Annotated in this window: 7 protein-coding genes; 6 read left to right on the top strand and 1 reads right to left on the bottom strand. The window is 59.9% G+C overall.

Features of this window, described 5'->3' with window-relative positions:
* Nucleotides 1-61 precede the first annotated feature (61 nt).
* From HGP31_RS19390 to HGP31_RS19365, 6 genes are all read left to right on the top strand, one after another.
* Entirely contained in the window at nucleotides 62-1,711 is a 1,650-nt protein-coding gene (locus tag HGP31_RS19390; protein ID WP_168758467.1) for a fatty acid--CoA ligase, read from the top strand.
* Nucleotides 1,712-1,835: 124 nt separating this feature from the next.
* Nucleotides 1,836-4,412 carry a LuxR C-terminal-related transcriptional regulator gene (locus HGP31_RS19385; RefSeq protein ID WP_168758466.1) on the top strand — a complete coding sequence of 859 codons (2,577 nt, stop codon included), beginning with the start codon at nucleotides 1,836-1,838 and terminating at the stop codon, nucleotides 4,410-4,412.
* A 138-nt stretch (nucleotides 4,413-4,550) separates the two neighbouring features.
* On the top strand, nucleotides 4,551-6,344 hold the full coding sequence (locus tag HGP31_RS19380) for an acyl-CoA dehydrogenase (RefSeq protein WP_168758465.1): 1,794 nt from the start codon (nucleotides 4,551-4,553) through the stop codon (nucleotides 6,342-6,344).
* Between the two features lie 39 nt (nucleotides 6,345-6,383).
* A complete protein-coding gene (locus tag HGP31_RS19375) occupies nucleotides 6,384-8,495 on the top strand; it encodes a 3-hydroxyacyl-CoA dehydrogenase NAD-binding domain-containing protein (protein WP_168758464.1) in 2,112 nt (703 codons plus the stop codon).
* A gap of 25 nt (nucleotides 8,496-8,520) precedes the next feature.
* Nucleotides 8,521-9,705: an acetyl-CoA C-acyltransferase gene (locus HGP31_RS19370; protein ID WP_168758463.1), complete on the top strand. Its 1,185-nt coding sequence runs from the start codon at nucleotides 8,521-8,523 to the stop codon at nucleotides 9,703-9,705.
* Nucleotides 9,705-10,475, top strand: a complete 771-nt coding sequence (locus HGP31_RS19365; protein WP_420850662.1) for an SDR family NAD(P)-dependent oxidoreductase — start codon at nucleotides 9,705-9,707, stop codon at nucleotides 10,473-10,475. Before HGP31_RS19370 ends, HGP31_RS19365 begins: the two co-directional genes overlap by 1 nt.
* A 181-nt stretch (nucleotides 10,476-10,656) precedes the next feature.
* On the opposite strand, the gene HGP31_RS19360 is transcribed toward HGP31_RS19365, so the two are convergent.
* On the bottom strand, nucleotides 10,657-11,457 hold the full coding sequence (locus tag HGP31_RS19360; protein WP_168758461.1) for an SDR family NAD(P)-dependent oxidoreductase: 801 nt from the start codon (nucleotides 11,455-11,457) through the stop codon (nucleotides 10,657-10,659).
* Nucleotides 11,458-11,663 lie beyond the last annotated feature (206 nt).

Raw genomic sequence — 11,663 nt, 5'->3', positions numbered from 1 at the left:
AAACGGCATCGCGCTATAAAAATGGCCAATAACGACAAGACTCAATGCCACTGGAGGAATGATGAATCTGCCTCATCAACCGAAGTTTCTGGCGAACACAGAAAGCTTTAGATCGTCGCCCCTGCTGATTGCAGGATTGCTCGAGGCGGGTGTACGCGCAGCGGGAAACAACGAGATCGTCTATCGCAATATCACCCGTTACGACTACCCGACGCTGAATCGCCGCGTGCACCAGCTGGCTCATGCGCTGAGCGAATTGGGGGTCAAGGCGGGGGATACAGTGGCCGTGCTGGATTGGGACAGCCATCGCTATCTGGAATGCTTTTTTGCCATTCCGATGCTTGGCGCCGTGCTGCACACGGTCAACGTGCGCCTGGCCCCCGAGCAGGTACAATTCACCATGGCGCATGCCGAAGACACCTTTGTGCTGGCGCACCGCGATTTCATTCCGTTGCTGGAATCGATTAGCGCACATCTACCTAGCGTTCGCGGGTATGTGCTCTGCGAGGATGAGGGGCTAGGACCTGAAACGTCGCTCACTGTGCTTGGCGAATACGAAGCGCTATTGGGCCGCCAACCGACGCATTATGACTTTCCCGAGTTTGACGAAAATGCGGTGGCGACCCTGTTCTATACAACGGGGACCACCGGCAACCCCAAGGGCGTGTACTTCACCCATCGCCAGTTGGTGCTCCACACGCTGGTGGGTGCCAACGCACACGCCAGTGCCGGCGCACCATTGCTCAATCGCGACAGGGTCTACATGCCCATCACCCCGATGTTCCATGTGCACGCCTGGGGTGTGCCCTACATCGCCACGATGATGGGGTGCAAGCAGGTCTATCCAGGGCGATACGAACCCAATGTGTTGGCGTCGCTGGTGGTGAACGAGCGCGTCAGTTACTCGCATTGCGTGCCCACTTTGTTGGCCATGGTCCTGGGTGCAGCTGAAGCGACGGGCGCTGATCTCTCGGGCTGGCATGTGCTGGTGGGCGGCTCAGCGTTATCCGCCGGCCTGGCTCGCAAGGCGTTGGCCATGAACGTGGATGTGCGCGGCGCCTACGGCATGTCGGAAACCTGTCCGATCATTTCGCTGACCAGTTTGCCGGCAGGCTTTGCCGAGGATGATGAGGAGCAGCAGTTGCACTGGCGCTGTAGCGCAGGGGTAATAGCACCACTGGTTCAGATGAAGCTGGTGGATGAGCAACATCAGCCTTTGCCCCAGGATGGCCACCAGGTCGGGCAGTTGCTGGTCCGCAGTCCCTGGCTGACGCCTGGGTATTACAAAGATCCCGACAACAGCGAAAAACTCTGGCAGGGCGGTTGGCTGCACACCGGCGACGTTGCCAGCATCGATCCTGACGGGTTGGTGCGCATCCATGACCGCCTCAAGGATTTGATCAAGACAGGCGGGGAGTGGATTTCGTCATTGGACATCGAAAGCCTGATCAGCCGACATCCACACGTAAACGAATGTGCAGTGGTGGGGATACCGGATGCCCGCTGGGGGGAGCGTCCAGTTGCGCTGCTGGTTCAGGCCCCGTCGACCGATACGCTGGATGCCGATTCGATCAAGGCACATCTGATGAGCTTTGTGACTCTTGGCGCGCTGTCAAAATGGGCCATTCCGACCGAGGTTCGTGTCGTGGGGGCGATTCCGCGTACCAGTGTCGGCAAGCTGGATAAAAAATTGATTCGCACACAGTTCTGAAACCCCCAGGGGTAAGATCGCAGTCAACACTTGTAGTCCCAAGGCAATTGTCGTGAAGATACCGATCGATACGAGCAAGTTCCGACCTGCAACCTTGCCCCGCACCCTGATAGCGAGGCCCAGGGTGATAGGGCAAATCGCCGTTGCGCTGGACGAGGACACCGCGCTGACGTTGCTGCGGGCGCCTTTGGGCTACGGCAAGTCTGTGCTGCTGAGCCAGCTGCTGGAGCAAATGGGCACACCCCAGGGGTTTTACCGTATCGATCGCTCGGACAACGAACCCATCAATTTTCTGGGGCACCTGTATCAGTTGTTGCTCAAGCGCGTGCTGCCAGAAGGCACGGGCACGGAGCAGTCCTGGAGCGCTATCCGCAGCCATCTCGATAGCCTGACCGCGCCCTTTACGCTGTGTATCGACGATCTGCATCTGTTGCGCTCTGCGCGTGTGCTCGGTTATCTGGACGCATTGTTGCACCATCCTCCCAGGCAGTTGCGGATGGTCGCGGCGAGTGAAGGCCTGCCCGCGCTGGGGTTGACTCACCTGCGACGGGACAATCGGTTGCGAATGCTGGGTCCGCGCGAGTTGGCCCTTGATGGTGAAGAAACCCAGCAATTGTTGTTGGCCCAGGGCGTGGAGCTAGAGCCTGCGTTCGTCTATCGCTTGCAAGCGGGCAGTGATGGCTGGATCAGTGGTGCGCTGTTCTGGTGTGCGGCCTATCGCGACTTGCACATCATCGACAGTCAGCCTGAACGGCTGCAGCAAGCCATTCAGGCGTCCTACCAGCAAATAGCCTTGTTCATCGAAGAGGAGTTGCTGCGCCGATTGCCTCAGGGGCTGGTCGGGTTTATTGAGCGCACCTCGGTAGTGAATGCGTTCGATCTGGAACTGGCAAGGGTGCTCACAGGGGATCCGCACGCCGAGGGCATGCTGCGCAAGTTGTTGCAACTGGACCTTTTCATCGAAGAGCGTGTCAGTGAGCGCCTGCGTTATCAGTACCATCCAGCCCTGCGCCTGACAGCGCAACAACGACTGCGCCGTCGTGATAATTCCAGCCTGTTGCAACTGCATCAACAAGCGGCAGACTGGCTGTTGGCCAATGCCTATTATGCACAAGCGGTCTATCAATTCGGTCGCGCAAAAAACACCAAGGCGCTGTTTCGAACGGTGGAGCAACACACCTTTGACCTCCTGCGTGAAGGCGAAATCAATGCGATCGTCGACTTCCTCAGCCATGCGCTACGTGGCAGCGATTCCGATCATCTGAATCTGGCCATGACCGAAGCGTCGACCTTGATCGTGACCAACGACATCGAGCGCACGCGCGCGTGTATGAGTGCGCTGAAGCGCTTGAGCGGGCAGTCCGGGCACCATCGCCAGGATCGCGTCATGCAAACGATCGCATTCCTGCGCAGTCATCTGGCGTGGTTGGGCGGTAACCTGCGCCATGGTGTGGATGTGGTGCGTGCTGCTCTTGAGCGTTATCCCGCAGCCAACGCGGCGACTGCCATCCTGCATGCCAATAGTGCCGGGTGCCTGGCGGCGCTGGGTCGCCTGGACGATGCCCAACGCCAGAATGACGAGGCCCTGAAGCAGTTGTCGGCATTGGGCTTCAAGGGCTATACCCATCGTTTGCACTTGCAGGCCGTAGAAATCGAGTTGGCGCAGGGCAAAACCGATCAGGCTCGGCAACGTTTCTTCGAAGGCTCGCTCGACCACGTCAGGGGCAAGGTGTCGGGCAATTTCTACGACGCGTTCTTGCACTTGGGGCAGGGGCTGATTCTGATGCAGCGCAATGAGTTGAGCGCCGCGTCAGTCAGTTTCGCCAAGGCGGAAAAAATAGCGATGGATTTCCCCCAGAGTGCCGCGCTGGCGCTGATTTTCCATCATCAGGCCTGTCTGTTCGACGCACTTGGCGATTCAGCCCGAGCGGTGACGCGGTGGGACCAGGCCAGGCGCCTGGCCGAGGAGTTCGGGCAATGGCGCGTGTATCGTCTTGCGGGTGCCTGGCGGGTTCGGCACGCCGTACGTCATGGCGATCAGGAGTTCCTGTTGAGCTGGCTGCGGGAGTGGCACTGGTGCAAACGGCAATACGCCGAGGACGTGCAGCCCGACGAAGTGCTCGCCTATGCCTGGGTGCAGCGTCACCTCGGACAAAGAGCCGTGGTCGTGCAGCGCTTGCAAGCGCTGAACGAGCTGGCTGAAGAGCAGCATCACCGCCGCCTCAAGCTCGACCTGTTGCTGCTCGAAGCAAGCATGGCCATGGACCAGAGCGATCAACCGCAAGCCATGCGTCTGCTCGACGAGGCGGTTGCGCTGGCCTGTGAGTTCCAGTTGGGCCAATTGCTGCATTTTGAAGGGGCCGCCCTGAGCGATCTGTTCCAGCAGTTGATCGCCCCCGAAACCCGCAAACAGTACGAGTTGCAACGGGACTTGCCCGACCCGCAACAGTTGAAGAGCTTGATGCCTGACCTGATGAGGCCTGTGCACAAGGGCCAGCGCCTGGTCGAACCGGTTACCCGCCGTGAGCGCGAGGTCTTGCAACGCATGGCCAAGGGGCAGGGCAACGCGCAAATCGCCGAATCCCTGTTTGTCAGCTTGAGCACGGTCAAGACCCATATCAACAATCTGTTTCGCAAGCTGGAGGTCACTGACCGCGATGAAGCCTTGCGCAAGGCCCGCAGTGTTGGCTTGTTGAGCTGACGCCCGGGGCACTCCACCCTGGGCGGGTGGACAACTCCATCCCAAACTCCACCCTTGGTTTGACGAATTGCCAAGCCTGCGCTGATACAACATCAAAGTCGTTTTCGCTCATGACTCTTCACGGCGGGATTCACTTTTATGTTGCTCAACGAACGCGATTTTCAGTTTCTGCTGTACGAATTTCTCGATACCCAGGCCTTGCTCGAGCGCGAGCGTTACGCCGAACATGATCGTGCGGTGTTCGATGCCACGCTGACGACCGCACGCCAGGTGGCGGCGGAGTTCTTTGCGCCGCATAACCAAAAGGGCGACCACAACGAGCCCACGTTCGATGGTGAACGGGTCAGCCTGATTCCTGAAACCAAAGCTGCCTGGTTTGCTTTCGCCAATGCAGGGTTTCTGGCCGCGCACCATGACTTTGCGGACGGCGGACTGCAGTTGCCCGAAGTACTCCTGCGTGCCTGCATGGCGTATTTCAATGCTGCCAATATCGCCACCACCGGTTACCCGTTCCTGAGTATTGGCGCGGCCAATCTCATCAAGAGTTTCGCCTCCACTGAGTTGCAACAGCGATTCCTGCCGGTCATGTTTGCCGGTCGCTTCAGCGGCACCATGGCCTTGACCGAGCCGGGGCAAGGTTCGGCGCTCGGTGATCTGCGCACCCGCGCAGTACCGGCCAACGATGGCAGCTACCGGGTGTTCGGACAAAAGATGTTCATCTCCGGTGGTGATCACGAGATGACCGAAAACATCGTGCACCTGGTATTGGCCCGTATCGAAGGTGCACCTGCCGGGGTGAAGGGGATTTCGCTATTTGTGGTGCCCAAGTTCAACGTGAACGCGGATGGCTCGCTCGGGCCACGCAATGACGTCGCCCTTGCGGGCCTGTTGCACAAGATGGGTTATCGCAACACCACCTCGACCGTGCTGAGTTTCGGCGAGCGTGACGGCGCTGTCGGCTACCTCGTGGGCGAAGCCAACAAAGGCCTGGCGTACATGTTCCAGATGATGAACGAAGCCCGCATCGGCGTAGGCCTGGGCGCCGCCAGCCTCGCGTATCAGAGCTATCTGCATGCGCTGGATTACGCCCGCGAACGACCTCAAGGTCGCCTGGCCAGTTGCAAGGATCCCTTGACGCGCCAGGTCCCAATCATCGAGCACGCCGATGTGCGACGCATGTTGCTGATGCAAAAGGCCTATGCAGAGGGCTCCATGGCGCTGTGCCTGTATGCCAGCAGCCTGGTGGAGGATGCGCACACCGGTGGCACCGAACAGTCCCGTGATGATGCGGCGCAATTGCTTGATTTGCTGACCCCGATGGTCAAAACCTGGCCTTCACGCTACGGCCTGATGGCCTCCGAACTGGGTATTCAGATTCTCGGTGGAGCGGGCTACACCCGCGAATACCCGTTGGAGCAGTTGTACCGCGATAACCGTTTGAACCCCATCCATGAGGGTACCGAGGGTATCCAGGCGCTTGATTTGCTCGGCCGCAAGCTGGGTGCGAAAGGCGGCCGAGGTTATGCCTTGTTCCTTGAACAAGTCGGGCACAGCCTGCATCAGGCCAGCAGCCTGAGTGAATGCGGTCCGCTGGGTCAGCAGTTGGCCGAAGGCCTGGCGGTGCTGCAAGACGTGACCGCCTCACTTCAGCAACAAGTCGCGGCCCACGCAGACCTGGGCCTGTCCAATGCCACGGCGTACCTGGACCTGTTCGGTCGGGTGCTGGTGGGTTGGGTGTGGTTGCGCCAGGCGATGCTTGCCGAAGGCGCCTTGCAGCGTGGTGTCGTCGGTGACGAGGTCGATTTCTACCGCGGCAAGTTGCACACGGCACGCTACTACATGCAGTGGGAGTTGGCGCCGTTGCACGGTATTGCCCAATTGCTCTGCGCCGGTAACAGCGCCTGCCACGACATGCAGAACCGCTGGTTCTGAGCCTCATTTCATCAGCCTTCAGCTTTCAGGAATACAACCATGACAACACTGATTGACTACCGGTTGGACGGTGAGGTGGCCCTCATCGGACTGGCTCGACCTCCGGTTAACGCGTTGGGCCAGCCATTGCGTGAGGCGCTGGCCGAAGCATTCGAGCGGGCCATCGCCGAATTGCAGGTACGCGCCGTGGTTATTCATGGGCAGGGGCGAGCGTTCAGTGCCGGCGCCGATATCAGCGAATTCGGTTCCCCAGCCGCGTTCGCGGCGCCTGATCTGGCAAGCTTACTGAACAGACTGGCCGCGTCGCCCAAACCGCTGATCGCCGCCATTTCTGGCACCGCACTGGGCGGCGGTCTGGAAACGGCACTGGCTTGCGGTTACCGCATCAGCACTGCACAAGCCATCTTGGGATTGCCGGAAACCCGGATCGGGTTGTTGCCTGGCGCCGGCGGCACGCAACGCCTGCCGCGTCTGATTGGTGCCGAAGCGGCGTTGGAGATAATCCTGAGCGGTGAGCCAGTATCGGCGTCCCAGGCCTTGGCGCTAGGATTGATTGACCGGTTGATAGCAGGCGGCGAAGACCTGTTGGCCGCAGCGACAGAGTTTGCCAGAAACCTGATTGCCGAATCGGTCCCTGCGCAACGACCTTGGCGCTTTAGCGATCCAGCCCAAGGTTTGCCCGCCAGTTTCTTCGAGGATTACGCAGCGGCACGAGCCCGTCGCTGGAAGGGGCAGTTGGCGCCTTTAATGGCGCTGGAGGCGGTGAGGGCAGCCTGTGCAGGTTCGCTGCAGGAAGGCTTGGCTATCGAGCAGGCGCTGTTCAAACAGGTCGAGTCGTCTGCACAGTCGGCTGCCCTGCGGCATCAATTCTTCGCCCAGCGTGAGGCGTTGAAAATCTCCGGGGTAGACAAGAACACACCACTGTTACCGGTGGGCCATGTTGCAGTGATTGGCGCAGGCACCATGGGAGGCGGCATCGCCATGAACTTTGCCAACGCTGGCATCCCGGTCACCCTGCTGGAGCTCAAGGGCGAAGCGCTGGACCGAGGGCTGGCGCATATTCGCAAGCAATACGACAGCAGCGTCAAACGCGGCAAGTTGACCCCGCAGCAACTTGAAGGACGTATGTCCCTGATCACGGGGACCCTGGAATATGCAGACATTGCCCAGGTCGATCTGGTGATCGAGGCGGTCTTCGAAAGTCTGCCGATCAAACAAAACGTCTTCCGCACCCTGGATGAGGTGTGCAAGACGGGTGCAATCCTGGCTACCAACACCTCGACTCTGGATGTGGATCTGATTGCCGCCGTCACGCGACGCCCGCAAGACGTCATCGGGCTGCATTTTTTCAGCCCGGCAAACGTCATGAAGTTGCTGGAAGTAGTACGTGGCCGTGAGACATCGCCGCAAGTGTTGGCAACCACGCTGGATCTGGCGCGACGAATTGGCAAGACCGCGGTTGTTTCAGGTGTCTGCTTCGGCTTTATTGGCAACCGCATGCTGGAACCCTATGCGCGCGAAGCTCACCGACTGGTCCTCGAAGGCGCTACACCCGCCCTGGTGGACGGCGTGCTGACCGAGCTGGGTTTTGCCATGGGGGTGCTGTCGATGTACGACCTGGCCGGGATCGATGTCGGCTATCTGGTGCGTGAGTCCCGTCGTGAAGCGATTGCCCATGACGCCAGCTATTTCAAACTGGCGGATGAGCTTTACGCCCTGGGCCGTCATGGACAAAAGACCGGTCGCGGGTTCTACCGCTATGAAGGTCGTGAACGTGTCGAAGACTATGAAGTGGTGGCCAGTGCAGAGGTACTTGCCAGCGAACTCGGAATTACCCGGCGAGTGATTTCGAACGAGGAAATTCACGACCGCTGCCTGTTCATGCTGATCAACGAAGGCGTGCAGTTGCTGGATGAAGGTATCGCCGAGCGCAGCGGTGATATCGACCTGGTGTGGATCAACGGTTACGGCTTCCCGGCCTGGCTGGGTGGTCCCATGCATTATGCCGAGCAGTTGGGCCTGGGCCGTGTACTGGCAGGTATCGAGCGATACCGCGAACAGCTGGGTGAATACGGACAGATGTGGTTTCAACCGGCGTCCTTGCTGCAACGCCTGGTAGCCGCCAACCAAGCTCGCATCCAGCGCCTGTAAGGCACTTGCTCAAGGAATTCTGCACATGTCAGACGCTGTCATTCTTTCAACCGCCAGAACACCGATCGCCAAGGCCTTCAAGGGGGCATTCAACACCCTCAAGTCCCCCAGCATGGCGTCGTACGCGATTGCTGCTGCAGTCGAGCGGGCGGGTATCGAGCCGGGCGAAATCGAGGATCTGGTCATGGGCACCGGGATGCCCGGCGGTACGGCGGGGTGGAATCTGGGGCGTATGAGTGCGTTGGCCGCGGGGTTGCCGTTGAGCGTGGCCGGGCAAACCATTGATCGCCAATGCGCCTCGGGACTCATGGCCATCGCCACGGCTGCCAAACAGATCATTCACGATGGCATGCGGGTGACCATCGGCGCAGGGCAGGAAAGTATCAGCGCCGTGCAAACCAGGAACATGGAGTGGGTGTTCGCTGAGCGCGATCCTCGCGTAGAGCAGCATGCCGTGCATGCCTATATGCCCATGTTGCAAACTGCAGAGCGGGTTGCCCAGCGTTATGGCATCACCCGTGAAATGCAGGATGCCTACTCCCTGCAATCCCAGCAGCGCACCGCCATTGCCCAGCAGGAGGGGTTGTTCGCTGACGAGATCATTTCGGTCAGCACCACTAAGGCGGTGGTGGACAAGGTCACGGGTGAGCTCAGTCATCAACCGGTGACCCTGAACATGGACGAAGGTAACCGCCCGGGCACCAGCTTGCAGGACCTGGGCAACCTCAAGTCAGTGGTTGAGGGTGGCAGTATCACCGCTGGCAATGCCAGCCAGTTGTCTGACGGTGCCAGTGCTTGCGTGCTGATGGACGGGCGCCTGGCGCAGCAACGCAACCTCGAGCCCATCGGCCTGTATCGGGGTATCGCCGTGGCCGGGCTGGCGCCTGAGGAGATGGGGATCGGGCCGGTACTGGCGGTGCCCAGGTTACTCAAGCAGCATGGATTGAAGGTAGACGACATCGGCCTCTGGGAACTGAACGAGGCGTTTGCCTGCCAGGTGATCTACTGTCGGGACAAGCTGGGGATCCCCAACGAGCGACTCAATGTGAACGGTGGCGCCATTGCCATCGGCCATCCCTACGGGATGAGTGGCTCCCGGATGGTGGGCCATGCACTGCTGGAAGGACAACGTCGCGGCGTCAAATACGTCGTGATCACCATGTGTGTGGGCGGCGGCATGGGTGCCGCCGGCCTTTTCGAGGTGTTGTGATGAGTACTCTATTTTCGTTGAAGGACAAGGTTGTACTGGTGACCGGTGCTTCCAGCGGGTTGGGCGCGCACTTCGCGCAGGTGGTCAGCGGGGCCGGTGCAAAAGTGGTGATTGCCGCACGGCGAGTCGAGCGTCTGCAGGCGCTGGCCGAACAACTGCGCGGTAAAGGCGGTGAGGTGATTGCAGTGGCCCTCGATGTTACATCGCGCGCGAGTGTCGAGAGCGCCTTCGACCTGGCCTGGCAAACTTTCGGTGTCGTCGATGTGGTCATCAACAACGCTGGGGTGGGCGGTGCGGTCAAGGCGCTGGAAGTGACCGAGCAGGATTGGAGCACCATGATTTCCACCAACCTCGACGGTGTCTGGCGCGTGGCCCAATGTGCCGCTCAGCGCATGGCCAAGGAAGGGAAGGGCGGTAGCATCATCAATATCGCCTCCATACTCGGTGAGCGCGTGGGCACAGGTTTGAGCCATTACTGCGCAGCGAAGGCCGGGGTATTGCAGCTGACCAAGGCGCTGGCACTGGAGTTCGCGCGTTATGACATCCGGGTCAATGCCATTGCGCCCGGGTATTTCCAGACCGAAATGAACGACGGTTACTTCAATTCGGAAAAAGGCCAGGCCTACATCAAGGCGGCTGTGCCAATGCGCAAGCTGGGTCAACTGGAGCAGCTGGAAGGCCCGTTATTGCTGCTTGCCAGTGCGGCGGGTAGTTTCATGACGGGGGCTACGTTGGCGGTGGACGGCGGGCATCTGGTGAGTTCGCTGTAACCGCGGCGGTTTGGTTTGAATGCCTGGCGCAAACGCCAGGCATTTTTTCTGTGAATTTCCGAGCCGTGAATGCGCCGTCCATTGGGCGTTATCCGAGGCGCCGGATGCTACGGCCTTGGCCGCGTCCCGGGCCGTGCCAATGTTTCTCGATGACGAACCCGGCCCCCCGCGTCCGCACGAATCAGACCGAGTAGCGCGAAAGGGTTTCACCGCCATCGATGCGCACCAGTGCGCCATGGATGTAGCTGGAGCGATCGGAAGCCAGGAACACCGCCAGATCGGCGACGTCGGCGATTTCACCCCAGCGCTTGAGCGGGATGCTTTCGCTGAAGTCATCGACATAGCCTGGCTGTTCCATCAGCGCGCGGGTGAGTGCGGTCTTGGCGTACGTCGGGCAGATGCCATTGACGCGAATGCCTTCATGGCCGTATTCGATGGCCAGGCAGCGGGTCATGTTGGCCTGTGCGGCCTTGGAAATGTTGTACACCGACTGCCATGGGTGACCTTGCAGGCCCGCCGTAGACACCAGGTTGATAATGTTGCCGCCGCCACCCTGTTGCAGGAATGTCCTGACCGCGGCTTGGGCACCAAAGAAGGTGCCCTTGACGTTGACGTTCATGCACAGGTCCAGGTCTGCCTCGGAAAACTCGTGGATCAGTTTGCCGTCGCGATAGACCCCGGCATTGTTGATCATGATATCGATGCGTCCGAACCGGCGGGTAGCGGCTTCGATGAGCGCGCTGAAGTCTTCGCTGCGAGTCACGTCGCAACGCTGATACAGCGCCTGGCCGCCTCGCCGGGTGATCAACTCGGCGGTTGTGAACTCAGGTTGTTCGTCGAAGCCACCCGGGTTGCTGGCCTCGTTGATGTCGCCTATCACCAGAAAGGCGCCTTCCTCTGCCAGCCTCAGCGCGATGCCCCGACCCAGGCCCGTGCTTGCACCGGTAATCACTACGACTTTCTCGGTCAGTTTCATATCCATCAAAGGACTCCTTATTCTTGTTGAATCAATGGAGACGCAGGCGGTTGTTATCGACATGGCTGTGCTTGTGCGCTTGAGCGCGCACAGCCAGGGGCATGACAAAGACGGTAAACGGGTGATTAACTGGAGAACCGGCACCGAGCCTCTTATTCGTGGAAGAGGTCGGTACCGGGGTGCCTGCGTTCATCGCTAATCGATGAACGCGA

The organism is Pseudomonas umsongensis (assembly GCF_012647205.1).
GTDB lineage: Bacteria > Pseudomonadota > Gammaproteobacteria > Pseudomonadales > Pseudomonadaceae > Aquipseudomonas > Aquipseudomonas umsongensis.
The sequence above is the reverse complement of the archived record's forward strand: the minus strand, read 5'-3'. Positions and strand labels throughout refer to the sequence as shown.